Genomic DNA, 25,792 nt, shown 5'->3' with positions numbered 1-25,792 from the left:
ACCCGACGCCCGCACCGCGCGCCGCGAGCGGCACGTCACGGGTCCGTAAGAAGCGGGCGGCTTCTGCACGGCTGTTCGCGCTCCGGTGACCGTCCCGCCCTCCTCGTTCCTGCTACGGCCGGCGCACCACCCTGAGCAGGTCGTCCCGGTCGGTCGGCGTCTCACGAGACAGCGGGAGGCGGTGCGATGCACGGGCCGGCGGGTCTCGGCCGGGTCTTGGACGTCGTCGGCATCCTCCGCCTCGCACCGGACACAGTTGCCGCACGGTGGCTCGCAGTCCGGTGCCGCCTCCTCCGCTGCCTCGCCCGGTGGTGTGTCCGGTGCACGGACGGGCCGGTGCGGACGCTGGTCGACCTCGCGCTCGCGCCTGAGCCCGCCGCGGGCACGGGGCCCTCTACGGCGGGCTCAATCAGGGGCGGATCGACGTCGTCAGGCTGCGTCGTGCTTTGGCCGGGATGCCGCTGCCGAGGGCGGCAGAGGGCCGGCTCGTGCTGGCTGTGGATGTCTCGCCGTGGTCGCGGCCGGACGCCAACACCTGCCCTGACCGGGCCTTCTGTCACACGTTCGGCCGGGGCGAGGGCAAGCACCAGATGGTGCCCGGCTGGCCGTACTCGGTCGTGGCCGCACTGGAGACCGGCCGCACGTCCCGGACGGCAGTGCTGGACGCGGTCCGCCTGGAGCCAGGGGGCGGACGTCGCCGCTGTGACCTCGGTGCAGATCCGCGACGTCGTCGAGCGGCTCGTCGCCGCCGGCCAGTGGCAGCCGGGCGACCCCGAGGCCCTGGTCGTGCTGGACGCCGGATACGACGCCCCGCGCATCTCCCACCTGCTAGGCGACCTGCCAGTGCAGACTTCCCGTCCCGGCCCCGGTCGGCCACCGGGTTCGAAGAACCGCCGCCCGGCCACCCGTCATGACGTGGGCCGGGTCCTTGCAAGCGGCGAGGCGTTCAGCCGCCCTGCCCACCACAAGGCGGGCACGAAGCCGCGTCGAACTGGATGAACGACAAGCTCAGTGCCGCCGCCCGCGATCTCGCCACCAATACCACCAAGTCCGCGCCGGCTTGGCGCGGGCCCCCGTCCTGCCCTGCTACGGGCATCAACGAACAGGCGGTCATCTCCTACCTCGTCACCGCCGACTGCACCGCCGCGGCGCTCCTGCCCGACGTCCTCGGCGTGATGACCGAGGCGGACCGCGGGTAGCTCCTGCTCCGGGAGGCCGGGTCCCGCGGGCGGCGCGACCCGGCCGCACGGGACCACGGCGCTGTCACCGTCAGCTTGCGGCGGACCGGCGCGGGCGGATCCCGTCCAGGAGGTAGGCGGTGCGGCGGTCGTAGTCGTCCCGATGCGGCCGCTCGCCGTGCTTCAGGGCCAGGGCGGTGTCGATGACGAGAGCGTGCAGGTCGCCCGCCGTGAACTCCGGCCGCAGCGCGCCGGCGGCCCGCGCCGCCGCGACGATCTCGTCGTTGGCCTCGCTCCCGGCCCGGCAGATGTCCATGAGCTGCTGTGAGTGCGGGTACGTCTGCAGCAGGACGTCGTTGACCGAGGGCTGGCGGTACTGGAGGTCGCGGAGCGCGGTGAGGTAGTACGCGATCCGCTCACCGACGTCGTCGATGGTCCGAGCGCTCTCGATGACGGCGAACAGCTCCGTCGCGACGACCTCTTCGATGACGGCCTCGATGAGGCCGATCCGACCGCCGAACCGGTTGAAGATCGTGGCTTTGCTCACCCCCGCCGCCTTGGCGACCTCCTCCAGCGGCACCGTCAGGCCCCGCCCCTGGAAGGCGCCGATCGCGGCGGAGCGGATCTGCTCGGAATTGCGCCTGGCGTCGGCGCGCAGCCGGGGTTCCGAAGGCACCGCACCGGCCAAGGTCCTCACCGTCTCCCACTGTCGTTCATCACCGAAACTTGACTCGCAGGGTCAGCTTACCTACGGTGGCCGAAAAGCGCGAAACTGACCTGCGTGGTCAGTTTATGGTGCGGCCCCCACCAGGCGTGGAACCGGTGTGGGCGCACAGGAAGAGGCAGGAACATGATCGTTGTCACCGGTGCCACCGGGGCTCTGAACGGGGCCACCGTCGAACACCTCCTCAAGCGCATACCCGCCGACCGGATCGGCGTCAGCGTCCGCGACGTCGCCAAGGCGCACCACCTCGCGGACCGCGGTGTACGTGTGCGGCAGGGCTCCTACGACGACCCGGCCGCGCTGCGCGAATCCTTCGCCGGTGCCGAACAGGTGCTTCTGGTGTCCGGCAACGACCCGGCGGCCGACCTGGTCGGCCTGCACCGAAACGCCGTCGAGGCCGCCGTCGCGGCCGGTGCCCAGCGGATCCTCTACACGAGCCAGCTCGCCGCCGTCCCCGGCAACCCGTACCCGCCGTCGGGGACGCACATCGCCACGGAGGCGATCCTGGCCGAGTCCGGAGTCGCCTGGACCGCACTGCGCAACGGCGCCTACGGCACCCTGGACGAGGTGCTCGGCCCGTGGCAGCGGACCGGGCGGGTCGCCCGGCCGGAAGACGGTCCCGTCCCGTACACCGACCGTGCCGACGTGGCCGAGGCCATCGCCGTCATCCTCGCCGGTGACCGCTCCTTCGACGGCCCGGTCGACCTCACCGCGCCCACCGCCGTCACCCTGGACGACTTGGCCAAGATCGCCGCCGACCTCACCGGCCGCACCGTCAAGCGTGTCGTCCTGGACGACGAACAGTGGGTCGCCGATCAGATAGCGATCGGCGTCCCGGAGCAGATGGCCCGCCTCATGCTCACCTGGTACCAGGCAGCCCGGGCCGGTCACTTCGCGGAAGCCGGTCCCCTGCTGGCCGAACTCCTCGGCCGCGAGCCCCTCAGCGTCACTGACCGGCTCGCAGCCGGCATCACCGCCTGAAGCGCTTCGTTACGACGGTGCGCCACCAGGGCGCTACCAAGGACCGCACCGGACGGGTGCCGACCCGCCGGCCCGCTCGGTCCAACAGGTGCCCCGTGCGTTTGACGGTTCGGGCGCCGATGATCCGATCGGTGATCTCCAGGGCGTCCAGGCGCGCGGCCATGGCCGTCTCGTGCTGCTGCACGGAGCCGATGCCGGGCAGCCAATAGGTGGCCAGGACCGTGGAAGTGCCGGTGACGGCGGCGACCAGCCGGCAACCGTGCAGGGTGGCCAGCGTGCGGTGCAGGGTGTTGACGTCCCTGACCGGCGCCCGGCCCCGGAAGGTCACGGCCACCGGAAGCCCCGTGAGTTCGGGTGCCACGTCGCAGCGGAAGGCCACCGTCCCCGAACGCGTGAGTCTGCCGAGCCGTCTGCGGACGGTCGCGGCGCTGACGTCCAGGCGTTGCGCCAGAGTGGCCCGTCCGAGGCGTCCGTCGTGAGCCAGGGCGTCGAGCAGCGCGCGGTCGACCTCGCCGGAGCGGACGCGGACGCCTCGGCGTCCGGAGCACCGCCCTGCCGACGGCCCAGGGCGAAGAGCTGTGCGGGGTCCAGGGAACCGAGCCGCCACCGGCTGCCCTCCGTGTACGGGGACGTGGCGAACAGGCCCTCCACCGACGTCACTTCGGTCGGGGGTGCCAGGTGTTCGTCGACGAACCGGTGCACGTCGGCCGGGTTGGCGGCCAGCACGTCCCCCAGCAGGTCGGCGCTGCCCGGAGCGGTCAGCTCGACGGTCGCCGCCTCATTCAGCTCGGCGATCCGGGCGGCCAGTGACTCCCGCGCAGCGGGCCGGCATCCCACGGGGACGAAAGCGGTGCGGCGGGAGTGGGAGTAGGCGGGTTGGGGACGGCGGACAGCCACGCCAGCCCCTGCTTCCGTCAGCCGCTCCCAACGGCGGGCCAGGGTAACGGCCGTCACTCCCAGGGAGGGCGCGATCTCGGTCCACGCGGCACGCGGCCGGATCTGGAGCGCGTACACCAGGGCGAGGTCGAGCTCGGTGACGCTGACTGATTCCTTCATCGCGGTCGGCCTTCCCGCACGATTCTTGCGAAGTCGGCGAACGCTTCCGATGGAGCTCGCACTGTAGTCACCGCTTCGCGCTAACGCGCTCGACGCCGTGACCCTGGCGCACACGGCCGTCGGCGTGCTGCGCCAGCAGTTGCCGCCGGGCACCCTGGTCCACGCCGTCGTGCACGAGGCGGGCCACGCGGTCAACGTCATTCCCGAGCGCGCGCCGGCACGCTACGAGGTGCGCGCCCGCAGCACGAGGGAACCGGCCGCGGCTCGCCGGCGGGTCCGGGCCTGCCTGGAGGCGGGCGACCTGGCCACCGGAGCGGGAATCGGACGTCGTGCAGCGCGGCCACGACTTCGCCGATCTCCGGCAGGACCCGTTCCTGACCTCCGCCTACCTCCGGTCCGCACGCGCGCCGGGCCGCGACCCGGCGCCCCGCCACGGCGAGCTGATGGCCTCCACCGACATGGGCAACGTCTCCCACGCCGTACCGTCGCTGCACCCGCGCATCGGCTACGACGCAGGCGGCGCACTTCAGCACACCGCCGACTTCGCCCGCCACGGGACCGGTACGGGCGCCGACCGGGCCGTCCTGGACGGCGCGACCGCCCTGGCACACGTCGCGGTGGAGCTGGCCACCGACCCCCGGCGGCGTGCCGACTTCCTCAGCCGCGTCGAACCGCGCCGGGCCGCCGCCGGGGCAGGGCACGAACCGAACTGAGATGCCGGCAGTCGGCCCCGTGCCTGCTCGGAGTTCCGTCCGGGGCGAACGACTCGTGGAAGGTGAAGGCGCGGGGCGCGGAGCCATGGTCGTGGAGATGCTCCAACCTGGAGACCCCGTCGTGCCAGGTGGGTGTCACGCCGTCGGGGACCCACCAGAACACGTAATTGGGGTGTCCCGTCCTCTCGAACCAGTCGTAGCGCCTGCTCAGCGCCTCATGGTGCAGACCGGTGTAGATGGCGTCGAAGGCGAGGCGCAGCTCGGTCCAGAGCGAGAGGGTCGACGCCAGGGCGGTGGTTTCCGGCGTATGACCGTTGTCGTACCAGGCCGGCGCGACGAACTCCCCCCACGCACCCCAGTCCGCCCCGAAGAGCGCTCCCCGGTCCCATTCCGCCGGTTCGGCTCGCGCGAGGTATCCGGAGCGCTGACTCATCTCCCGGTAGACGGCCTCGCCGATTTCGTAGAACTCGCGCGTGAGAGGTGCGGGATCGGCGAGAGGTGACTTCAGGACGCCGAATGTGTACAGAGCAAGGCGGGTCATTCGTCTCTCCTGGTGGGTTGTCTGGTGTGGACCTGGTTCGGTGGCTTACGGATGCGCCCGCAGACAATTGCTGCGTGACCGTGGAGGATCGCCGAAGACGCGGGTGAAGGTAGCTGCCGCCGGGGGCGATGTCGAAGTTGCGCTTTCCTCGCCCAAGTGGCCTCTCTTACCCGTGCCCTGGACGCCTGCAGGTGCAAGGCCGCCTTGTTATCGGGCTGTTGAGCGGCCTGCGGGCGTGAACGGTGGGCGATGCCTCGATGGCCGGGCGGCTGCCCGAAGAAGGTCGACCTCCACCGTCGTCGGCGCAGCCACCCTCACTGGGCAGTCAACCGCCAGCAGATCAGCGCGGCGGCGATGCCGACGAAGTACGCGGCCTTGTGCGAGAGGCGGCGCGACCTGCCGGCGGCACGGTTCGGTGGGACGACCGGTCGTCAGCCGGTTGATCGTGGGTACTCGGGCAGCGTGCCGGGGCCGCGTGCTGCTGGCTCCCGGCGGCGATGGATCCAACAGACCCGATCGAAAGGCAGGTTCCCGGATGAGCACGGTCAAGGAAGCGGTGGAAGTCGAGGTCCCCGTGCACACCGCCTACAACCAGTGGACCCAGTTCGAGGAGTTCCCGCGGTTCATGGAAGGGGTCGAGGAAGTCAGGCAGCTCGACGAGCGCCGCAATCACTGGACCACCAAGATCAGCGGAGTGAAGCGCGAGTTCGACACCGAGATCGTCGATCAGCTCCCCGACGAGCGCATCACGTGGCGCACGACCGAGGGTGACAGCCAGCAGAAGGGCACGGTGCGCTTCCAGCGGCTGGACGACACGCACACCCGGGTCGAACTCGTGATGGAGGTCGATCCCACCGGTACCGTCGAGAAGACCGGTGACATGCTGGGAGTACTCGACCGGCGGGTGAAGGACGACATGCGGCGTTTCAAGGAGTACATCGAAGGCCGCGGCGGCGAGTCCGGAGCATGGCGCGGGCGCATCAGTCCGGGGGAGTGACCCCGTCCCGGTCCCTGACGCGCAGCGGTGTCGGCGTCGGTGACCACGTGGCGCCGGCGCCGACACGCGCGTAGGACGATCCGGACAGAGAGATGGCCGGACACGAAAGGGCGTGTCACGCCTCGGGAAGCTTCGTCGGCGACACGGAACGGGTCAGGCACTGTCAGGCACGGGGACGGCCCTTCCGTCAACCTCTGGATCGCCTCCAGCGCGGCGCGTCGTCGTCAGGGACGTCCGGGGACGGGAAGTGGAAAGGCACGTGAAGGTGGTCGGCCAGCGCCTGGCCGGCCCTGGCGGCGGCGACGCCAGGAGGAGCGCCGTCACGGCCTCGGTGGACGGTCGCCAGCCGGCCCTCCCTGCCTGGTGCGTCCAGGACCGCGACCAGGAGCACGAACCAATCGTGGACCGCATCGCCGTCCGAGAGCCCTTCCACCGCTTCCACACGGCCTGGGAGGGCCGCGGCGAGGGCTGCCAGCGAGTGGACGTCCAGCGGATCGGACGGCCTGGGCTGCACGCGGTCGCCGAGAGCCGCGGATCGGGCGTGGACCACCTGTTCGGCTTCGTGCCCACCCACCCCCAGTGGGCGCAGCGCTTCCCAGACGGCCCTGACCGCCGACATCCGCCGGTCGAGGAGCACACTGGCATCGACCTCTCGACGGGCCCGTTCCTCCAAGCAGGCCCACCAGCCGCTCACTGGGCCACCGGCCGGGAAGCCAGGGTGCACATCGTGCGTACAACGTACGTCGGCGCTTGGTGCCCGGTCGCCCGGCGGCCCTTGCTCGGTCGGTCACGAAGCACCCGCTCAGCGCCCCCGCCCGTCCGCAGGCTTCGGTCAGTTCACCATCGCGCGCAGCTGACGTCGCGCCCCGCCGGACAGCTCGACGAAACGCACACACCGCGGCTCAGCCTGAGCGGTCCCAGCCCCGCCACTGGTCGGCCAGTGCCCACAGCCCGGACACCGACGCGCCACGCCGGCGCTTGGCCTCGACGGTCGTCATGCCCGCGTGCAGGGCGGTGGTGCCGTGGGTGTAGGCGTCTTCGACGGGGAGGTAGTACATGAGGTTGAAGTACAGGTGCGGGGCGGGGTGGCGCCGGTCGACGGCGACCGCGCGGATCCATGTCGTCGCCCCGTAGTGGTAGTACAGGCAGAACCCGGTCATCCGACGCCCGTCGTAGGCGGCCACCACACGCGCCTCGTCGCCCATCGCCGCGGCCTGCCGCTCGAGGAGCCCGGTCATCGCGTCGACACCGTCCCGGTCGTGCCCGTGGTCTTGCTGATGGCCGGCGAGCAGTGCGCCCGCGTCGTTCAGGCAGTCCGCGAGCGCCTGGTGGCGTACGTCCAGGCCGGCCGCGGCGAAGGCACGGCGTTCGCGGCGAATTCCGGTACGGCGCCGCGAGGGCAGGGAGTCGATGTAGTCGTCGATGCCCGTGCCGGGCAACGGGATGAGGGCGTCGTCCTCCAGGTGGAGGGGACGGCCGGGGTACAGAGGAGCGAGCTGTTCGGCGGCCGGCGTGGTGAGGTACGGCCACCAGTGCGTGGTGCCGTGCCGGTCGGCGAAGTGCCGTGCGGCGTCGCGCAACAGCATGAGGCAGCCGTCCCGCTCCGCGGCCTCGAGGCCGCGGGCGACGAGTGGCGTGTTGTGGTAGCCGCGCCGTGCTCCGGCGATCACGCGGGGCCACGGGGGCGCGGGCAGCACCGTGCCGGGCAGGTAGTAGTCGTTCGGTTCGTGTCGTACGAGGTAGAGGGGCGCGGCGGCGAGCAGGGTGCCCGCGCGGTCCCGGACGAGCGCGTACGCGCACCGGGCGGTGAAGTCGTCCTCCTCACCGGCGAGCCACCGGTGGGAGAGATAGAAGCCGGCCGGCCGGGCCAGGCGCTCCCACTCGGCGGCGGGAACGGCGCGGACGGAATCGACGAGGCTCGTGATCAACGGGGTTTCCTCCGGCGATGGCGGTTGGGGGCCTTGAGGGCGGGCGCGGCGAGGACGGCGATCAGGCAGGCGGCGGCCTCGACGCCCCACGGCAGGAGCGGACCGGCCGCCAGCAACAGGGTGAACAGGGCGGGAGCGGCGACCATGCCGACGGCCCACGAGAACTGGTACAGCCCCTGCGTGAAGCCCCGCGCGGCCCCGGGAGTGAGGCTGACCGACAGCTCGCTCAACGCCGGCCCGAGAAGGATCTCCGCGACGCTGAACAACACCGTCGCCCCGACGAGGGCGACCCACGCGGTGAAGGCGAGGCGGGGCAGCGCGGGCACGGCGAACGCGCCCATCGCCGACGCCATGACCAGGTACCCGGCAGCCACCGCGCGGCGGGGAACGCTCGGCGCGACCTGCGCGGTGACGACGGTCGACAACCCGGAGACGATCACGGTGTTGACGACGAACAGCACACTCGCCGCCGACGCGGGCAGCCCCAGGGAGCGGGTGGTGTAGACGGCGATGAGCACGGAGAACATCGCCTGGGCGAGGACGTAGGGGATGTTCGCGGCCACGAGGAGCAGGTAGCGGCGCGTGTCGTCCTTCCGGTCCACCACCGTCTCCGGTGCGGCGTCCTCCGCTGGCGGAGCGGTGGTGGTGAGAGCGGCGAAGCAGAGGGCGGCCAGCAGGTACGTCGCGGCGTCGACCGCGATCATCCACCTCAGCGAACCCTGGCCGAGCACCGTCAGCGCCCCCGCCGCCGCGGCGGCGCCCCCGGCGAGCCCGATGTTGCGCAGCGAACCGGTGAACGCGAACCACGCCCGCCGCTCCCCGGCTTCGGTGACGTGCGTGATCAGGGTGCGCTGCGCGGTGAAGTACATGTTGATCCCGGCCTGCACCAGCACGTACACACCGACGACGTGCCACAGCTCGGTCGCGGCCAGGAACAGGGCGAACCCGGCCGCGGCGACGACGTTCGCCCACACCACGACCGGTTTGGGCCCCACCCTGTCCATGAGACGCCCGGCGAGGAACGTGACCGGCAGGGCGATCGCCTGCCCCACCGTCGTGGCCATCCCCACCTGCGCCAGCGGCAGGCCCCGTACGTCGGTGAAGTACAGCAGCCCCAGCGGCAGGAGCATGCCGTTGCCGACGGAGTCGATCAGGTTGCCGGCGACGAAGAGGCCGTGTCCCCGCAGCACGGGTACGCCGAGCCGTTCCGCGGTACGGGAGCGGCCGCGGGCCTGCGTCACCGTGCTCACGGGCACAGCAGGGAGCGGATCTTGCCGATGACGCCGGCCGAGGGGAAGCCGGTCGTCCCGTGCAGTTCCGCCAGCGCCTTCACCGTGCGGTCCTCCTCGCCCTCGGCGAGGGTGAACGCGACGATGTCCCCGCGCAAGACACCGTCGATGACCAGACCGTGCGCGGTGACCACCGCCACCCGCTGCCGCAGCTCGGCCACCGCCGCCGGTGGGATGCCCTCCTCGGCGAGGAACTCGACGGCCCACCCGGTGCGTTCTGCCATGCCGTCCGTGACGGGCAGGCCCCGGGCCATGCGGGCGAGGGACGCGAAGGTGTTCGTGCCCGACGCGGCGCACGACAGGGTGGTGGCGCCGCCGATGCGCGGGTTGATCTCCAGGACGACGAAATGGCCGCCGGTGTACACCATGTCGACGTTGACCGACCCGCACACCCCGAGGTCCCCGCACAGGGTGACCAGGGTGCGGGCCACGCCGGCGAACGCGGCGTCCGCTTCCCCGCGGGGACCGCACCAGCGCAGATCGGCGAAGGTGAAAACGGGCTCCGCCCCGGCGCGCCCGGTCCAGCACAGCGGCAGCACCCGGTAGGAACCGGGGCGCCCCACGATGTCCACGCTGCACAGGTCGCCCTCGACGACCTCCTCCACCACCGCGGACCCCTCCGGCGGGGAGGCGAGGTAGGCGTCGAGGTCGGCGGCACCGCGGAGGGTGCGGATGCCCATGCTGGTCGAGTCCCACACGGGCTTCGACATCAGCGGATAGCCGATCTGCCCGGCCCGCACCCGCAGGGCGTCCCGGTAGCCGGGCACCGGCAGACCCCGCCCCGCCAGCAGATCGGAGTCGACGCGGAAGCCGTCCGGCACCCTCAACCCGGCCTGCTCGCACAGCCGCTTGGTCTCCCACTTGTCCACCAGCAGCATCGTCGAAGCGAGCGGAGTCATGATCGTCGGAATGCCCTCGGCGTCCAGCAAGGCCTTGGCCGCCGCGTCACGCACCGCGTTCTCGCAGGGCAGCGAGATCGACACCGCGGCATCCGCTCCCCACGCGGCGACCGCGTCGGCCAGCGCCCGCGGCGTCACCGACCGGTCCAGCCGCTCCCGGTATCCGGGGAAGTCACCGTCGGCGGCACGGCCGCTGGTATGGAAGAGCCCGGCCTCGATTCCGTCGGCGGCGAGCCCGCGCACGGCTCGCTGGATGTAGGGGTCGGCGCGTCGGATACCGACCGACCGTAAGAACGCGATCTTGCGCATCTGTTCAGCCCACTTCCACTCGGGACCGGGCGGCCACCCGGCCGGCCAGCCCGCATGCCTGGTCAACCGTTTCCGCGTGGGCGACCACGTGCCCGACGCGGCAGCTCGAGTCCGCCGGCTCCGGCACCGTGTCGCCGGGACTCAGGTGCAACTCGCTGTGCGTGCCGGGCATCTCGGGAACGGACACCCGCCGGAGCACCCCGCCCCGCTCGGGCAGCAGGAACCGGATCGCCGCCGCCCGGGTACGGGAGGCGACGGTGTCGGGATCCCGGCCGAGCACGGCCTGGAGACAGGCCACCGCTTCGCTCACGCCCGTCGCCGCCTCGACGACCTCGCACAGGTTGTCGCCCGGCAGCCGGGCGCCGGTCTCGATCACATGGGGCGTCTGTGTGGACCGGGGGATCTTCACCTCCGTGTGGGCGATCCCGTTGCGCACACCGACGGCGAGTGCCGCCCGCGCCGCGACGTCCTGCACCTTCCTGGCGAGCGGCGGGGCCAGACCGGACGGGCAGGTGTGCCCGGTCTCGATCCGGTACCGGCCCTCGGTGGTGTCCTTCCTGACGACCGGCAGGGGATGGGCGACCCCGTCCGCGACGACCGTGTCGCACGAGTACTCCGCGCCGGGGACGTACTCCTGGAGCAGGACCCGCGTGTCGAGCTCGAGACCGTGCGGGTGCGCGTGGGTGTACCGCCGGGCCGCCTCGACGGCGCGGGGCAGCTCGTGGGGGGTGTACACCACGGACACTCCCCACGAGCCCCCCTGCTCCGCGGGCTTCACCACCAGCGGCCGTCCCAGCTCGCCCGACCTCGCCACCCGCTGTGCCTCGGCCGCGTCGTGCACGACCGTCCAGCGGGGCGCGGGGACCCCGGCGGCGGCGAACGCCTCGCCCATGCGGATCTTGTTCCTGGCCGCGTGCGCGAGCGCCGGGTCGTTGCCGGGCAGGCCGACCCGCCGGGCGAGCAGGGCGGCGAGCGGCGTGAACAGCTCGAAGCAGGCGACGACGCCCGAGACGGAGTGACGCCGGCAGAAGACGTCCATGTCGCGCAGCGCCTTCGGCGTGTCCGTGAGATCCGTCGCGCACACCCCGGCGAGGGCCGAGCGCAGCCACACCGGATAGCCGTCGTGGATGTCCTCGTGCGTCGCCGCGTACAACCGCAGACCCAGCCGCTCGGCGGCCTCCACGAGGAAGCGCCCCGCGTTGCCCATCGGCTCGATCACCAGCACTGCCGGCCCGCGCGGGCCCCCACCGATCGTCATGCGACCAGCAAAGCCGCAGGGCACAGCGGACGACTATGGGCTCGACCGACGAAAACAACTCCTCGCAGAGCGCCGCCATTTGGAGCAATGACCAGCCAACTGACCAGTAGCCGACGTGCATTTGGTGCACACACCTCATGGAACGGTGCGCGCACTCCGTGGTCGGATCGCCACGTCAGGTAACCCGCATCCGAGACCCGAACGGGGATCACCGCAGTGACCAGCCTGCACCAGCAACTCGCCGACTACATCGACCAGGGCGTCATCCCGCCCTACCAGTACTCGTACCCGCCCCGCTCCACCTACCGCCCCCTCCAGGAGGGCAGGTGGACCATCCACGACGTGTGGGAGAAGGACCTCGCCAACCACCAGGTCCCCGAGCTCAACCTCTACCTTCACGTCCCCTTCTGCGACCGCAAGTGCGGCTTCTGCAACCTCTACACGATCATCAGCACCGACGAGGACGTCTTCGACGCCTACACCGACGCCCTCTGCACCCAGATCCGCGACCACGCGGAGATCATCCAGGCCCGGCGCCTGCGCACCGTCTACATCGGCGGCGGCACCCCCGCCCTGCTCAGACCCCGGCACTTCGAGCAGATCTTCACCACCATCGGAGCCGTCTACCCCAACTGGCGCTCCACCGTCGAAGAAGTGGCCGTCGAGGCCACCCCGTCCTCCATCGCCGACGAGCCCGGCGAGTTCAAGGCCCTGATCGGCATGGGGCTCACCCGGGCCAACGTCGGCATCCAGTCCCTCGTACCCCGCGAGATCCGCGAAGCCGGCCGCGGCGGCGAGGACGAGGACGTCATCCGCCGGGCCGTGCACACCGCGCACGAACTCGGCCTGCCCGACCTGTCCACCGACCTGATCATGGGATTCGCCGGCCAGACCCCCGAGACCTGGCGCCACAGCGTCGACGAGCTGGCCCGGTTGCGGCCCACCACCATCAGCACCTACTTCCTCACCGTGCGGCCGGACGCCTGGTTCTCCAAGACCGGCGCCTACCAGTACATGTGGCAGCCCGAGCTGTACGACCGCTACGACTACGCCCGCCAGGTCTTCCTCGAGCACGGCTACGTCCAGGAGGGCTCCGTCCGCTACAAGAGGCCCGGCCGAGGGGGCTACGCCCAGAAGGTCCTCACCTTCCACGGCGTCCCGCTGCTCGGCCTCGGCGTCGGCGCCCGCTCCTACACCAGCGTGCTCGACTACATGAGCGGCAGCGTGAAGCCCTCGACGGCCGAGGTCGCCGACTACATCAAGAGGGCGCGGAGCCACGAACTCGCCCCCGTCACCGGCTTCGAGCTGACCGGCGAGGAGAGCGTCCGCAAGCGCCTCGTCCTCGACACCTTCGACCTGGATCTCTCGGAACTCGACCGCTTCGGCTACCAGCAGCACGCCGCCGAGTTCGAACCCATCCTCGACGCGGCCGAGTCCAACGGCCTCCTCCACCGCATCGGCCGCCGCGTCCAGCTCACTCCCAAGGGCTTCAAGTACCGCGACATCCTCTCCTGGATGTTCTACTCGGAGCCCGTCAAGGCACTCGACCGCGAGTACTACGAGACTCTCCACGCCGCCAACCGGCGCGCGCGGACCAACATGGGGACGACGCCCTTACGCATCACCGGCATCGACCTGCGCGAGCACGTCGCATGAGCGACCTGTACGTCGCGGCGGGCGGAGGGGGCGACCCCATCGGCGCCCTCATCGCCGCCCGCACCGTCACCGTCGACCCGGCCCCGCCGCTGATCGCCACGTACGCCTGGGAACGCCCCGAGGTCGACCCCACCGCCCGGCCCCTCGGGCGGCGGGACTTCACCGGGCTCACCCGCGAAGCCGGCGCGACGGCCTTCGCCTCCGCCACCCGGGCCCGCCCGCCGGCCGGATCCACCATGCCCGGCCTGGCCAGGGACCTGCCCGCCCGGCTGCTGCTCCTCGACCCCGCCCGGGGGCTCACCTCCCTGTCGCGGCAGATCGAGACCATGGCCGAGGCGGCCGGCGGCCGGATCCGCGTCATCGACGTCGGCGGCGACGTCCTCACCCACGGCGACGAGCCCACCCTGCGCAGCCCGTTCGGGGACGCCCTGACCCTCGCCGCCTGCCGCCTCGCCGGCGTGCCCACCACCGTCTACGTCGCCGGACCCGGCCTCGACGGCGAGATCGACGAACGGCTGCTGCTCGAACGCCTCACCGGCCGCCACCCGCTCACTCCCGGCCCGGACGCGGCCTCGGCGGCCGGTCCCGCGCTCGCCTGGCACCCCTCCGAGGCGTCCGCCCTGTGGGCCGCCGCCGTCCACGGCGCCCGCGGTACGGTCCGGACCGTCCACCGCACCGTCCGGCTCACCTCCGTCTCCCCGCGTCTGTACCACCTGCCGCTGCGGGAGGCCGTCGACCACAACCCGGTCGCGCGAGCCCTGCTGGACGAGCGCCCTGCCACCCTGGAGGCGGCGGCCGACCTCTCCCACCGGCTCACCGGCATCCCCGGACTGGCCCCGGAGCGTGATCGCGCGCCTGGTGACCACGCGCTCGCCGGGAGCGCCGCCCTCCTCGACCGGGAGCGGGCGATGAAGACACTCCGCGAAGCGGCCGACGGAGCCGACCACGTCACCCTCCGGTACGCCGCCCGCGCCCTCGACCTCCCCTGGACGGCCATCCCGTCCGTGCGGGAGGCCCTCGGCGGCGACACCCCGCTGCTCCGGCTGACCTGAGCCGCTGTCGGGGGGACCGGCGTCCCCGCGGGGACGCCGGTCCCTCGCCGCCCGGTCGGTCGAGCGCCTCGGTGGCGAACGGCGGACAGCGCGCGACGCCGCTCACGAGCGGGGCCGCGTCCCCGGGCGGCCCGCCGGGGAGTGGGCCGGCGCGAGCACCGTGGCCGTCGTCACTGTGAACCGGGTGCCGGGCCCTGAGGTCAGTCGTGCGGGGGGCGGTGGGTCAGTTGGTGGTCGGCGAGATTCAGTGCTTCGTCGACGACGCGCCGCAGGTGTCCGTCGGCCAGGGTGTAGATGACGCGGCGTCCTTCCTTGCGGGTGGTGACCAGGCCGCTCAGGCGCAGGCGTGCCAGGTGCTGGCTGACGGCGGGGCGCTGGGCGCCGCACGCCTCGGTCAGGGTGGTCACGTCCGCTTCCCGCTGGGCCAGGGCGTGCAGCAGGGCCAGGCGGGTGCGGTCGCCGAGGAGGGCGAGGATCTCGGCCGCGAGGGCGAACTGCTCCTCGCGCGGGTTGCGCGGGTGCGCATCGTGCGCAGTTGACAGGTGCGTGCGTGCGCTCATACGCACATAATGGAGCGTGTGCCGCTCCCGTGTCCAACGGGGCGCGGCTTCGCCCTGCCCGCGCACCCGCACGAGGAGGACCCCGTGAGCCACGACCACGGCCACCACTGGCGCCCCGGCCACCCGGACGGACACGACTCCCACGCCCCGCACGGCCACGCGCACGGTGGGGGAGTCGGACGGTTCGCTCGGCTGCGGCACCGGGCCGGGCATCTGCTGGTGCCGCACTCCCACGAGTCGGCCGACAGGCTGGACTCGGCGCTGGAGTCGTCGGCGCGAGGTCTGCGCGCGCTGTGGACGTCCCTGGCGGTTCTGGGCGTCACCGCCGTCGCGCAGGCGGTGATCGTGGTGATCTCGGGCTCGGTCGCACTGCTGGGCGACACCGTGCACAACGCCGCCGACGCGCTGACCGCGGTACCGCTGGGCATCGCCTTCCTTCTGGGCCGACGTGCCGCCACCCGGCGCTTCACCTACGGCTACGGCCGCGCCGAGGATCTGGCGGGCATCGTCATCGTGGCCACCATCGCCGCCTCAGCCGTCTTCGCCGCCTGGACCGCGATCGACCGGCTGGTCGACCCGCGCGAGATGCGGCACCTGTGGGTGGTCGCTGCGGCGGCCGTGATCGGGTTCATCGGGAACGAGTGGGTGGCCCGCTACCGCATCAGGGTCGGCCGCGAGATCGGGTCCGCCGCGCTGGTCGCCGACGGGCTGCACGCCCGCACCGACGGCTACACCTCCCTGGCCGTACTCCTCGGCGCCGGTGGCGCCGGCCTGGGCTGGCAGTTCGCCGACCCCGTGGTCGGACTGCTGATCACCGCGGCGATCCTGATGGTCCTGCGCGACGCGGCACGCGAGGTCTTCCGCCGCGTGATGGACGCCGTCGATCCCGCCCTCGTCGACGCCGCCGAGACCGCACTGCGCCGGGTGCCCGGCGTACGAGAGGTCGGCGGGCTGCGGCTGCGCTGGATCGGCCACCGCCTGCGCGCCGAGGCGGACATCGTCGTCGACGGTCACCTCAGCGTCCGGGCCGGACACCGCATCGCGGTCGAGGCCGAACACGCGCTGTTGCACGCCGTCCCGAGACTGACCGCCGTGATCGTCCACACCGACGTCGAGCCCGACACCGGTGAGCGCGACCCGCACCACCTCCTGGCCCACCACGCCGCGGCCTGACACCCACGGCCGACCCGCCCGTCCCGGACCGCAGGGAGCACAAGTGACCCTCCCCGCCCCGAAAACGGGCCACCGGCCAGGCGCCCTCCGCCTCGGGGACGGCGAGGACCGCGACGAGATCCTCATGCCCCTCGCCCGGCTGTGCCAATGCAGGACCGGCTACGACCTCACACCCCGACCGGGCGATCGACCTGCGAGCCACCTGGTTCTGCGACGGGGAGGAGTGCGTGCGTGCCCTGGCCGCACGCAGCGGCATCGAAACCATCGCCCAGCACCTCGCCGGCGACACGGTGCTCCGGGAGACGACCGGCGTCCGCCGCCGCACCGGCAATTTGGCCGATACCCCTTCCCGCCGTTTCGCCACCGGAGCGCAGAGCGTCGCCGACGCCCTCGCCGCCGCGCTGCCCACCGGGCCTCTTCGGCCGGACACGCCCGTCACCGGCGTCCCCTCGACCGGCCGGGCCTCGACGTACTCAGCCCGGCAGGCACCTTCCATGCCGAGCACCTCGTCCTGGCCGATCCTCCCGCCCTGGCCCTGGCACGCGTCGACTTCGGCGACACCCTCCCCGCCGACCTCGTAGCCTGGCCCGGGCCTCTCCGGTGTGGATGGGCGCCGCCGTCAAGGCCGTCGCCCGCTCCCCGAGCGCTTTCTGGCGCCGGAACGGGCTGGCGCGTGCGGCGTTCAGCGTGTCCGGCCCGCTCCAGGCCCTGCGGCCCGGAGGCGCCCTCGCCGCCGGAGGGCGCGCGCGGCCCGAGCGGTCCGCCCTGCCAGGCTTCCTCACACACAGGAGAGAGATGACCAACGCCGCACCCGCCGTACAGCCGGAACGCATGTCCGCTCCGGCCCGCGCCCAACGACGGATCCTGCGGGTCCTGGTCGCCTCGCAGATCCTCAGTGGCGCAGGGCTCGCAGCCGGAGTCACCGTCGGCGCCCTTCTCGCCCAGGACATGCTCGGCACCACCAGCCTCGCCGGACTGCCCAGCGCCCTGTTCACCGCCGGCTCCGCCCTCACCGCCGTCGCCGTCGGCCGCATCTCCCAGGCCCGCGGCCGCCGTCCCGGTCTCGCCATCGGCTACCTCACCGGCGCCGTCGGTTCGGCCGGCGTCATCACCGCGGCCGTCGTCGACAACCCCGCCCTGCTGTTCACCTCCCTGTTCGTCTACGGCGCCGGTACCGCCACCAACCTCCAGGCCCGCTACGCCGGAGCCGACCTCGCACCGGCCGGACACCGCGCCCGCGCGGTCTCCACCGTCCTGGTCGCCACCACCCTCGGCGGTGTCGCCGGCCCCAACCTCGCCGCCCCCGCAGGCACCCTCGCCGAACACCTCGGCATTCCCCGTCTCGCCGGACTCTTCGTCATCTCCGGCGCCGCCTACGCGCTGGCCGCGCTCGTCCTCACCCTCTGGCTGCGCCCCGACCCGCTGCTCCTGGCCCGCGCCGTCGCCCAGGCCCGGGAAGCCGACGCCGCGGCCGACCCGGTCGCCACCGAAGCTGCCGACACAGGTGAGGGACGCGGCGGCGTGGTCCTCGGCACGCTGGTCATGATCCTCACTCAGCTCGTCATGGTCGCGATCATGACGATGACGCCGGTCCACATGCACGACCGCGGCCACTCCACCGCCGCCTCCGGCCTCGTCATCGGCGTCCACATCGGCGCCATGTACCTGCCCTCCCCGCTCACCGGCTGGCTCGTCGACCGCTACGGCCGTATGAGGGTCGCCGCCGCCTCCGGTACCACCCTGCTGGCGTCCGGCAGTCTCGCCGCGCTCGCCCCCGGCGACTCCATCGCGCTCCTCGCGCTCGCGCTCGCCCTGCTGGGGCTGGGCTGGAACTTCGGCCTGGTCTCGGGCACCGCGATCATCACCGACACCGTGCCGCTCGCCACCCGCGCCAAGACCCAGGGCCTGGTCGACGTCTCCATCGCCATAGCCGGCGCCACCGGCGGCATGGCCTCCGGCATCATGGTGGCCGCCACCAGCTACCCCGCCCTCGCTCTCACCGGCGGGGCCCTCTCCCTCGCCCTCCTGCCCGCCGTCGCCGCCACCGCCTACCGCCGATGAAATCCACCCACCACGAAACTCCCACGCCCGGCATCACCATCGACGGCACCGGCCTGCTCCGCGTCACCCTCCTCCTACGCGTACGCGAGGAGATCGACGGCGCGCAGCCGGGCACCGTCGTCCACGTCGTCGCCACCGACCCGGCCGCACCGCTGGACCTGCCCGCCTGGTGCCACATGACCGGACACCACTATCTCGGTCGTGTACCGAACGCCGCCGACGAGCCTGTGTACGCACTGCGGATCGCTGCCGGCGCTCGCCCCACCCGAGCAACCGCCCCTGGCACGCGGACGATCCGGGCGGCTGACGACCCGCTCCACCCCGCCGGCCCGGCCCGGCGAGGCGGTGACGGTGCGCAAGCCGGCGCCGGTGGCGAGGACACGGCCTGGACGCCCCGGGCAGGGGCGTCGCCGTCCGCCATGGCTGTGCGAGCTTCGTCCGCGCGTCCTGAGCCGCCGACCGCTGGACGTCCGGGTCCGACGCCGCGCCACGCTGCCGTCGTCGACGTCCCGGCCCCACGCGACAACTAGGTGTGCCGACCGGCGGATCCTGTTGCCCTGACGGCACCGAGTCAGTTCTCGTGGGCCGGACCGCGCCGGGTGGTGGAGCGATCGCGGCCCTCGGGCACCGGCAGGACCGCCAGTGCGGTGTCCGCGACGTTCCGCAGCCTCTCCGGGTCCAGGCCGGCCTTGCCCACCGCCTCGATTCCGCGGACCACCGTGAGCAGCAGTGCCGCCAGCCGCTCCGGATCTGCGGCGCTGTCGATGTCGCCGTGGCGCTGGGCGGCGCTGATCTCCGTCCGCAGCAGGGTCAGCAACGCCGTCATGGTCTCGGCCGACCGCCCGGCGACCGTCGGATCGTGCTGGGCCAGCTCCGCCGCGCCCTTGGCCAACAGGCACCCGCGACGTTCGGTGTCGGAGGCGGCGTTCTCCGCCATGAGGCGCACGTATCCCGACAGCCGGGTCAAGGCCTCCGCGTCCGGGCCATCGGCCAGGTGTGCCTCGGCCACCTCGACGACCGCGGTGCACCAGTCGCCGAACACGCGGTGGAACAGCTGGCCCTTGTCACCGAACGCGCCGTACAGACTGCCCTTGCCCAGGCCGGTCGCTCGGGCGATGTCGTCCATCCGGGTTCCCGCATAGCCGGTCGCCCAGAACTGCTCCCGGGCCCGCTCCAGTACTCGCTGCTCGTCGAATGCGCGTGGTCTCGGCATGGCCTCACTCTACTCATTCTTGACTCGATCGTCCATTACGGCTTACGTTATGGACGATCGATTCCATAACTGAGGGGTGGCAACATGTCAGGCGTGCTGCAGGACAAGGTGGCAGTGATCACCGGCGGGACCAGCGGGATCGGGCTGGCCGTCGCCCACCGCTTCGTCCGGGAAGGCGCCCGGGTCTTCGTGACCGGCCGGGACACCGACCGCCTGCGAGCGGCGGTCGGGGAGTTGGGCCCCGCGGCCACGGGCGTACGGTCCGACGTCTCGGTCCTGGCCGACCTGGACGCGCTCTACGCGCGAGTCCGCGAGGAGGTCGGACGCATCGACGTACTGGTGGCGAACGCGGGAATCGCCGCGGACGCCGCGCTCGGCGCCCACACCGAGGCGAACGTCGACCTGACACTCGCCGTCAACGTCAAGGGCACACTGTTCACCGTCCAGAAGGCGCTCTGGCTGCTGGCGGAGAACGCCTCCGTCCTGGTCGTCGGATCGAGCAACAGCGTGCGGCCCAACGAGCAACTGGAGGTCTACAGTGCCTCGAAGGCGGCGGTCAGCAACCTCGTGCACAACTGGGCCCGGCAGTCGCGGGAGCGCCGGTTCAGGGTCAACGTGCTCAGCCCGGGCCCCACACGGACCCCCGGCCTGCTGGACGCCGCGGGGTCGGCCGCCGACCAGTTCGCCGAGGCCACCGTGCCACTGGGGCGGCTGGCAGACGCCGAGGAAATCGCCGAAGCCGCCCTCTTCCTGGCCTCGGACGCCTCGTCGTTCGTCACCGGCGCCGAACTCTTCGCCGACGGCGGCTACACCCGGGCCTGAACGCCGGACCCTCAGGTGACGCGCACGTCACGCGCGATCCGGTACAGCACGTTCGGACGCAGTGGCCCTTCGGGGGCGGTGGGGTCGTCGAAATCGTCAGCGGCGTCGCGGGTCATGCCGATCCTGCGCATCACCGCCTGGGAGCGGAGGTTGGTGGCAGTCGTCACCGCGAGGATCTCGGGGAGTTGGAGCGTTTCGAAGCCGAAGGCCAGACCGGCCAGGGCGGCCTCGGTGGCGTAGCCCCGGCCCCAGGCCGAGCGAGCCAGCCTCCAACCGATCTCGACCCCCGTGAACGGCATGCCGTCATCCACCTGGTCCAGGCCCGCGAAGCCGATGAACTCGCCCGTGGCCCGCAGTTGCACTGCCCACCATCCGTAGCCCCGCTGGTCGAACTCGTCCTGGAACCGCGCCACGGAGGCATCGCTCTGTTCACGGGTGAGCGGGTCGCCCAAGTGCTCCCGCACCTCCGGATCGGCGTTCATCGCCGCCCACGGTTCAAGGTCGGAGTCTTGCCATCGACGGAGCACGAGGCGATCGGTGCGCAGTTCAGCCATGCTGCGCAGCCAACGTGAGCGCCGCCCTCAAGGCAATCCATTTTCGTCGGGACCGACATCGAGGCGGTGGATCGATGCCGGGAGGGTGTCACTGACCGCCATTTGCCACGGTGCCGCACGTACAGGCGGCCGCCCTCGTGATCCTCGGAAGTTGTTGTGCCCTGCCCCCACCCCCGCCGTCCACCGCTCGGAGTACGGGCCCTCGAAGTGGTCGGAGACGGCGACGACCGCGTCGTACTGGTACTGCACCCGTCCCGGCCTCGGCGGGGCGTAGGCGTTGCGCGGGCTTCCGGGTCCAGGCCGCGGCGCCCAGGACGTCGGCGGCGGGTGCGTCGACACCCCGGAGTCCTCCTCGGCCAACCCCGGCTTCCACTGCGCCAACGACGCGACGGCCACGCCGGCCGCGTAGACCTCCCGCCCACCGGCGGCACAACCGGCGGCCCCGTCCCGCACGCGCGATTCACCGCGTTCGCACTGGTGGGCAGTGCCGGCGTGGTTCATACGTCCACGCCTCCGGGCGGCCGACAGTCAGGCTGCGCTGGTCAGAGGGGATCGGTGAACGAGACCGGCTTGCCGGTGGCGCGGGCGTACGCGATCTCTCTGCGCGTGGACTCGCCGACGTACCCGCCAGGGTTGACGACCAGAACCCGGTCAGCCAGGTCGATCTTGCGTAGGTGGAGGGCGCCCAGCGCGGTCTTCTGCTCGAAGGTGACCACCTCTTCTCCTTCGTGATCCTCGGCGGGCGGGAAGACACCTGGCGCCACCACGATGACACCCGCGAAAGTCAGTTCACGGTTCGCCGCGTTCATCTCGTCCACGAACCGGGCAGAGCCGCAGATGCAGACGATCTCGGGTCGGTCGGGCACGGCTCAGTCCTCCGGGGCGAACGGGAAGCCGCCGGTGTGCGAGCAGCCATCACCGACCGGCCAAACGAACCGACAGCTTACGCAGCGAGACGGACACCACGCGGCTGGACCCCTGCTGGGCGGGGCTGCCCCGAAGCCGCCACAGTCGTCCACGGGTCTCGTGCTCAGCGTCTTCTGCCAGAGCCGGTACGGCCCCCCGGGCCGCTCGGCGCGCCGCGGACCTCGTACCCGGGCAGGCAGTCGACCTGCGTGTTCACCCCGTGACGGTGGTGTTTCATCGACGACCGTGACTACGGGTGCGTGTCCGTGATCGCGATGACCTCGTCGAGACGGCCCAGGGCAGTCTGCAAGTCGTCGATCTTGGCCTGGATGCGCTCGCGCTCGGCTCGCAGCATGGCTCGCTGCTCGGCGTCGGTGTGCCCGGAGTCCCAGCACGGAAGGAGTTCGGTGATCCTTCGGCTGGTGAGGCCGGCGGCGAACATCTGCTGGAAGAAGCGGACCAGGGGGATGGCGTCCTGCCGGTACAGGCGCTGGCCGGACGGGCTGCGCTCCGGGGTGAGCAGCCCCTGCTGCTCGTAGTAGCGCACGGCGCGCACCGATACGCCGGCTTCCCGTGCCACCTGGCCGATACGGATCAGCCGCTCGGCCGCGGCCACTGTGACAGTCATGGGTGATTCCTCTCACCGCCGGCTCTGACGACCAGCACTTGCCTCTGACGCCAACGTCAGCTTTTAGCGTAACGGCCATGGATATCAACAACTCCGTCGCCCTTGTCACCGGAGCCAACCGCGGCCTGGGCCGCGCCTTCTCTCAGCGCCTGCTCGAACGGGGCGCCCGCAAGGTCTACGCGACGGCCCGCCGACCGGAGACCGTGGAACTGCCCGGGGTCGATGTGCTGCCCCTCGACATCACCGATCCCGCATCCGTGAGGGCCGCCGCCGAGGCGGCCCCGGACGTCTCGCTGCTCATCAACAACGCGGGAATCAGCACGAGGACCGACCTGGTGACCGGTTCGCTGGACGCGGTGCGGCACGAGTTGGAGACCAACACGTTCGGCCACCTGGGAATGATCCGGGAGTTCGCGCCGGCGCTCGCCGAAAACGGTGGGGGAGCGATCGTCAACGTCCTCTCCGCCATGTCGTGGTTCGGGACCAAGGGCGCCAATGCCTACCACCTGACCAAGGCCGCCGCCTGGGCCATGACCAACGGTGTCCGCCTGGAGCTCGCCGACCAGGGCACGCTCGTCACAGCGGTACACCTGGGCCTGGCCGACACCGACATGGCCGCGGGCTGGCCAGTGGACAAGATCGCGCCGTCGGACCTGGCCGACGCGGCGCTCGACGGTGTCGAGGCGGGCTCCGCCGAGGTCCTCGCCGACCAGTGGAGTCGGGACGTCAAGTCCCGTCTGCCGCTGGTGCCGGAAGAGTTCAACGCCGCAATGGACCGTGCCCTGGCGGCGCTGACGGCGGCCTGAGGACTCCCAGCACGGTGGTGGGCCTCGTGCTCACGTGGCTCTGTCAGCACGATCGCGATGTCCTGGAGGCAGACGGCAGCGGCCGTTCGTCGCGTTGAGGCTGAAGGGCGGGGCGGGGAGAGGAGGCGGTGAACCCCGGTACGCCCGGTGGACCGCATCGAGTGGTTTACGCCTCCCGTCCGTGTGAGGGCACCGCCACCACGGTGTTCCAACATCAAGGGTGGGAGGCGATGAACACTCAGAACGCGAACACCTCAGGTACCAGCACGTCGTCCGGCACGGGGGCCCGCGCGGCGGGGGAGGAGCGGCCCGCGTCCGGCGCTCCCGGGGCAGCGCCTCGTCCTCCGGCGCCCCGGCGGCCCACGCCCTCACGGCGCTCCGTGGTCACGGCGACCGGAGCCTCCGCGCTTGCCGTCGGGCTCACCGCCGCCTCCGTCACCCCCGCGACCGCGCTCAGCCCCGGGACCGCGCCCGCGGTCACGCCGGCCGCGGCGCCGCCCGGCACCGACCCGGAGGCGTACCGGACGGTCGCCCGAGCGGTCGTCGTCCACGACGAAGACGACAAGCCCCTGGTCCCGGCCTACGTGAAGGCGGTCAACGACGGCCTGCCGGCCAGCCGGGGGAAGGCCACCAAGCGGGTCCTGATCGTCGGGGCCGGCCCGGCCGGACTGCTCGCCGCCGACCTGCTCAACCGGGCGGGCCACGACGTCGTCGTGATCGAGGCCAACGGCAACCGGGTCGGCGGCCGCATCAAGACCTTCCGCAAGGGCGGTCACGAGAAGGGCAGGCAGCCCTTCGCCGACCCCCGGCAGTACGCCGAGGGCGGAGCCATGCGGCTGCCGGAGAGCCATCCGCTCCTCATGGCGCTGCTCAAGAAGTTCGACCTCCCCCGACAGGAGTTCTACCTGGTCGACGTCGACCCCGACGACCCGGCGAAGAAGACCAACCGCACCTGGATCCACGTCAACGGTGTCCACGAGCGCCGGGCCGACTACGAGAAGAATCCGGAACGGATCAACGACACCTTCGGAGTCACCGGCGCCAACCGCAAGAAGACCGCCGCTGCCATTCTCGCCGACGCCCTCGAACCCGCACACCAACTCATCCGCGGCAAGGAGGGGAAGGCGCTCGTCGACGGCTGGACCGAAGTCCTCAAGAAGTACGGACACTGGTCCATGTACCGCTACCTCACCGAAGCAGCCGGGCTCGACACACGGACCATCGACCTGGTCGGAACCATCCAGAACCTGACTTCGCGGCTGCACCTCTCGTTTCTCCACAGCTTCCTGTCCAGCGCGCTCATCGACCCCAGGACCAAGTTCTGGGAGATCAAGGGCGGCACCGCGCTGCTCGCCGACGCGATGTACGCGCCGGTGAAGGGGAAGGTGCGGCTCGACCGTCGCGCCGTTCGCATCGAACGCACCGGCGGCAAGGTACGGGTCCACACCGTCTCGGAGGACTGCCAGACGGGCGAGGGAGGCACCACAGAGGTCTTCGAGGGGGATGAGGCGATCGTCACCGTTCCCTTCTCCGGACTGCGACACGTCGCCTTCGACCCCCCGCTGTCGTACGGCAAGCGCCGGGCCGTCACGGAGCTGCACTACGACGCGGCGACCAAGGTGCTGCTGGAGTTCTCCCGGCGCTGGTGGGAGCTGACCGAGGAGCAGTGGAAGCAAGCCCTCGACACCATCGAGGACGGCCTGTACGAGAAGTACCGGGCGGGCAAGGTGACTGACGCCAGGTACCTCGGCGCGCACAAGTCCGTGAAGGCCCTGGGCGTGACGGTCCCCGACGCCTACAAGCACTGCTTCGCCGCCTTCCGGCCCGCCGGGGAGGGCGAGATCGAGGCGGCGCACGTCCGCGGTGGCGGATCCGTCAGCGACAATGCCAACCGCTTCATGTACTTCGAGCACGCCCACCCCATGGAAGGCAGCGACGGCGGCATCGTGCTTGCCTCCTACAGCTGGTCCGACGACGCTCTCAAGTGGGACGCCTACGCCGACGAGGAGCGCTGTCTGCGCGCCCTCGCCGGAGTGCAGGCCGTCTTCGGCCGCAGGTGCGAGGTCTTCTTCACCACCAAGTGCCAGACCCAGTCGTGGATGCGCGACCACTACGCCTACGGCGAGGCGTCCGTGCTCTTCCCCGGCCAGCACACGGAACTGTTCCCGGACATCCCCACCTCGGAAGGGCCCCTGCACTTCGCGGGGGACCACACCTCGATCAAACCCGCCTGGATCGAGGGCGCCCTCGAGTCGGCCGTCCGAACCGCCCTGAAGGTACACACCGGCTGACGCCTTCCCACCCGCCCGGGGGCCTTGCCACCCGCCCCTGGGACGGGGCCGTACCTGACCATGACGGGTGCCAGAGTGCGGCCGGGCCCCAGAAGGCCGGCCTGCCGAACCGGACCGCGGTGACCGCGTACGCACTGCGACGCGGTAGCGCCAGGCCATCGCTGACGCCGGGGGGGGGGGCGACGCGTGCACGGACG

At 71.9% G+C, this 25,792-nt stretch carries 25 protein-coding genes and 4 pseudogenes; 14 read left to right on the top strand and 15 right to left on the bottom strand.

Going from position 1 to position 25,792, the window contains the following annotated elements:
• Window positions 1–315: 315 nt before the first annotated feature.
• Both M6G08_RS26625 and M6G08_RS36145 read left to right on the top strand, forming a co-directional pair.
• Window positions 316–900 (top strand): annotated as a pseudogene (locus M6G08_RS26625) (transposase); the annotation flags it as partial.
• A gap of 95 nt (window positions 901–995) precedes the next feature.
• Window positions 996–1,199 (top strand): hypothetical protein, encoded by a 204-nt coding sequence (locus M6G08_RS36145; protein WP_443048977.1) that lies wholly within the window; start codon window positions 996–998, stop codon window positions 1,197–1,199.
• Between the two features lie 70 nt (window positions 1,200–1,269).
• Here M6G08_RS36145 and M6G08_RS26615 read toward each other — a convergent pair whose 3' ends face one another.
• The gene (locus tag M6G08_RS26615) at window positions 1,270–1,854 is read right to left on the bottom strand and encodes a TetR/AcrR family transcriptional regulator (RefSeq protein ID WP_272589655.1); all 585 of its coding nucleotides are present in this window, start codon (window positions 1,852–1,854) and stop codon (window positions 1,270–1,272) included.
• A 174-nt stretch (window positions 1,855–2,028) separates the two neighbouring features.
• On the opposite strand from M6G08_RS26615, the gene M6G08_RS26610 reads away from it, so the two are divergent.
• Window positions 2,029–2,883 carry an NmrA family NAD(P)-binding protein gene (locus M6G08_RS26610; RefSeq protein ID WP_272589654.1) on the top strand — a complete coding sequence of 285 codons (855 nt, stop codon included), beginning with the start codon at window positions 2,029–2,031 and terminating at the stop codon, window positions 2,881–2,883.
• On the opposite strand, the gene M6G08_RS26605 is transcribed toward M6G08_RS26610, so the two are convergent.
• The 3 genes and pseudogenes from M6G08_RS26605 to M6G08_RS36135 all read right to left on the bottom strand — a co-directional run.
• Window positions 2,873–3,217, bottom strand: coding sequence for a hypothetical protein (locus M6G08_RS26605; RefSeq protein ID WP_272589653.1), 345 nt, complete (start codon window positions 3,215–3,217; stop codon window positions 2,873–2,875). The genes M6G08_RS26610 and M6G08_RS26605 overlap by 11 nt on opposite strands.
• 102 nt (window positions 3,218–3,319) lie before the next feature.
• Window positions 3,320–3,490 (bottom strand): annotated as a pseudogene (locus M6G08_RS36140) (hypothetical protein); the annotation flags it as partial.
• 320 nt (window positions 3,491–3,810) lie between these two features.
• Window positions 3,811–3,939, bottom strand: a pseudogene (locus M6G08_RS36135) (AsnC family transcriptional regulator); the annotation flags it as partial.
• A gap of 329 nt (window positions 3,940–4,268) precedes the next feature.
• On the opposite strand from M6G08_RS36135, the gene M6G08_RS26595 reads away from it, so the two are divergent.
• Window positions 4,269–4,652: a zinc-binding metallopeptidase family protein gene (locus M6G08_RS26595; protein WP_272589651.1), complete on the top strand. Its 384-nt coding sequence runs from the start codon at window positions 4,269–4,271 to the stop codon at window positions 4,650–4,652.
• On the opposite strand, the gene M6G08_RS26590 is transcribed toward M6G08_RS26595, so the two are convergent.
• Window positions 4,597–5,193 (bottom strand): DUF3291 domain-containing protein, encoded by a 597-nt coding sequence (locus tag M6G08_RS26590; protein ID WP_272589650.1) that lies wholly within the window; start codon window positions 5,191–5,193, stop codon window positions 4,597–4,599. The genes M6G08_RS26595 and M6G08_RS26590 overlap by 56 nt on opposite strands.
• Before the next feature lie 535 nt (window positions 5,194–5,728).
• On the opposite strand from M6G08_RS26590, the gene M6G08_RS26585 reads away from it, so the two are divergent.
• Window positions 5,729–6,190: an SRPBCC family protein gene (locus M6G08_RS26585; protein ID WP_272589649.1), complete on the top strand. Its 462-nt coding sequence runs from the start codon at window positions 5,729–5,731 to the stop codon at window positions 6,188–6,190.
• Window positions 6,191–7,092: 902 nt separating this feature from the next.
• On the opposite strand, the gene M6G08_RS26580 is transcribed toward M6G08_RS26585, so the two are convergent.
• The 4 genes from M6G08_RS26580 to M6G08_RS26565 are packed head-to-tail and all read right to left on the bottom strand — an operon-like array spanning window position 7,093 to window position 11,873.
• The gene (locus tag M6G08_RS26580; RefSeq protein ID WP_272589648.1) at window positions 7,093–8,118 is read right to left on the bottom strand and encodes a GNAT family N-acetyltransferase; all 1,026 of its coding nucleotides are present in this window, start codon (window positions 8,116–8,118) and stop codon (window positions 7,093–7,095) included.
• A complete protein-coding gene (locus M6G08_RS26575) occupies window positions 8,115–9,368 on the bottom strand; it encodes an MFS transporter (protein ID WP_272589647.1) in 1,254 nt (417 codons plus the stop codon). The genes M6G08_RS26580 and M6G08_RS26575 overlap by 4 nt, the downstream gene beginning before the upstream one ends.
• Window positions 9,365–10,615: an ATP-grasp domain-containing protein gene (locus M6G08_RS26570; RefSeq protein WP_272589646.1), complete on the bottom strand. Its 1,251-nt coding sequence runs from the start codon at window positions 10,613–10,615 to the stop codon at window positions 9,365–9,367. Before M6G08_RS26570 ends, M6G08_RS26575 begins: the two co-directional genes overlap by 4 nt.
• A 4-nt stretch (window positions 10,616–10,619) precedes the next feature.
• Complete coding sequence (locus M6G08_RS26565; protein ID WP_272589645.1) at window positions 10,620–11,873, bottom strand: ATP-grasp domain-containing protein; 1,254 nt, start codon at window positions 11,871–11,873, stop codon at window positions 10,620–10,622.
• Window positions 11,874–12,089: 216 nt separating this feature from the next.
• On the opposite strand from M6G08_RS26565, the gene M6G08_RS26560 reads away from it, so the two are divergent.
• Together M6G08_RS26560 and M6G08_RS26555 are read left to right on the top strand one after the other, a co-directional pair.
• Window positions 12,090–13,529, top strand: coding sequence for a coproporphyrinogen-III oxidase family protein (locus tag M6G08_RS26560; RefSeq protein WP_272589644.1), 1,440 nt, complete (start codon window positions 12,090–12,092; stop codon window positions 13,527–13,529).
• The gene (locus M6G08_RS26555; protein WP_272589643.1) at window positions 13,526–14,581 is read left to right on the top strand and encodes a DUF1152 domain-containing protein; all 1,056 of its coding nucleotides are present in this window, start codon (window positions 13,526–13,528) and stop codon (window positions 14,579–14,581) included. Before M6G08_RS26560 ends, M6G08_RS26555 begins: the two co-directional genes overlap by 4 nt.
• 200 nt (window positions 14,582–14,781) lie before the next feature.
• Here the strand turns inward: M6G08_RS26555 and M6G08_RS26550 are convergent, their stop codons facing one another.
• Window positions 14,782–15,141: an ArsR/SmtB family transcription factor gene (locus tag M6G08_RS26550; RefSeq protein WP_272589642.1), complete on the bottom strand. Its 360-nt coding sequence runs from the start codon at window positions 15,139–15,141 to the stop codon at window positions 14,782–14,784.
• Window positions 15,142–15,225: 84 nt separating this feature from the next.
• Here M6G08_RS26550 and M6G08_RS26545 point away from each other — a divergent pair, with 84 nt between their 5' ends.
• From M6G08_RS26545 to M6G08_RS26530, 4 genes are all read left to right on the top strand, one after another.
• A complete protein-coding gene (locus tag M6G08_RS26545) occupies window positions 15,226–16,314 on the top strand; it encodes a cation diffusion facilitator family transporter (RefSeq protein WP_272589641.1) in 1,089 nt (362 codons plus the stop codon).
• Between the two features lie 227 nt (window positions 16,315–16,541).
• Window positions 16,542–16,895, top strand: coding sequence for a hypothetical protein (locus M6G08_RS26540; RefSeq protein WP_272589640.1), 354 nt, complete (start codon window positions 16,542–16,544; stop codon window positions 16,893–16,895).
• Window positions 16,896–17,109: 214 nt separating this feature from the next.
• A complete protein-coding gene (locus M6G08_RS26535) occupies window positions 17,110–18,375 on the top strand; it encodes an MFS transporter (RefSeq protein ID WP_272589639.1) in 1,266 nt (421 codons plus the stop codon).
• On the top strand, window positions 18,372–18,905 hold the full coding sequence (locus M6G08_RS26530) for a sulfurtransferase TusA family protein (protein ID WP_272589638.1): 534 nt from the start codon (window positions 18,372–18,374) through the stop codon (window positions 18,903–18,905). The genes M6G08_RS26535 and M6G08_RS26530 overlap by 4 nt, the downstream gene beginning before the upstream one ends.
• 41 nt (window positions 18,906–18,946) lie before the next feature.
• Here the strand turns inward: M6G08_RS26530 and M6G08_RS26525 are convergent, their stop codons facing one another.
• A complete protein-coding gene (locus M6G08_RS26525; RefSeq protein WP_272589637.1) occupies window positions 18,947–19,588 on the bottom strand; it encodes a TetR/AcrR family transcriptional regulator in 642 nt (213 codons plus the stop codon).
• 84 nt (window positions 19,589–19,672) lie between these two features.
• On the opposite strand from M6G08_RS26525, the gene M6G08_RS26520 reads away from it, so the two are divergent.
• Window positions 19,673–20,410 carry an SDR family NAD(P)-dependent oxidoreductase gene (locus M6G08_RS26520; protein ID WP_272589636.1) on the top strand — a complete coding sequence of 246 codons (738 nt, stop codon included), beginning with the start codon at window positions 19,673–19,675 and terminating at the stop codon, window positions 20,408–20,410.
• An 11-nt stretch (window positions 20,411–20,421) separates the two neighbouring features.
• On the opposite strand, the gene M6G08_RS26515 is transcribed toward M6G08_RS26520, so the two are convergent.
• The 4 genes and pseudogenes from M6G08_RS26515 to M6G08_RS26505 form a co-directional block, all read right to left on the bottom strand.
• Window positions 20,422–20,964, bottom strand: a complete 543-nt coding sequence (locus tag M6G08_RS26515; protein ID WP_272589635.1) for a GNAT family N-acetyltransferase — start codon at window positions 20,962–20,964, stop codon at window positions 20,422–20,424.
• A gap of 147 nt (window positions 20,965–21,111) precedes the next feature.
• A pseudogene (locus M6G08_RS36130) lies at window positions 21,112–21,255 on the bottom strand (family 43 glycosylhydrolase); the annotation flags it as partial.
• Window positions 21,256–21,506: 251 nt separating this feature from the next.
• Window positions 21,507–21,830, bottom strand: a complete 324-nt coding sequence (locus tag M6G08_RS26510) for a hypothetical protein (protein ID WP_272589634.1) — start codon at window positions 21,828–21,830, stop codon at window positions 21,507–21,509.
• A 290-nt stretch (window positions 21,831–22,120) separates the two neighbouring features.
• Window positions 22,121–22,498 carry a MerR family transcriptional regulator gene (locus M6G08_RS26505; RefSeq protein WP_272589633.1) on the bottom strand — a complete coding sequence of 126 codons (378 nt, stop codon included), beginning with the start codon at window positions 22,496–22,498 and terminating at the stop codon, window positions 22,121–22,123.
• A gap of 77 nt (window positions 22,499–22,575) precedes the next feature.
• On the opposite strand from M6G08_RS26505, the gene M6G08_RS26500 reads away from it, so the two are divergent.
• A complete protein-coding gene (locus M6G08_RS26500; protein ID WP_272589632.1) occupies window positions 22,576–23,304 on the top strand; it encodes an SDR family oxidoreductase in 729 nt (242 codons plus the stop codon).
• A gap of 230 nt (window positions 23,305–23,534) precedes the next feature.
• Complete coding sequence (locus M6G08_RS26495) at window positions 23,535–25,595, top strand: flavin monoamine oxidase family protein (RefSeq protein WP_272589631.1); 2,061 nt, start codon at window positions 23,535–23,537, stop codon at window positions 25,593–25,595.
• Window positions 25,596–25,792: the final 197 nt, after the last annotated feature.

The organism is Streptomyces sp. M92, from assembly GCF_028473745.1.
Taxonomy (GTDB): domain Bacteria; phylum Actinomycetota; class Actinomycetes; order Streptomycetales; family Streptomycetaceae; genus Streptomyces.
Note: the sequence above shows the minus strand (reverse complement) of the source record. Positions and strands in the feature narration are given on the sequence as shown.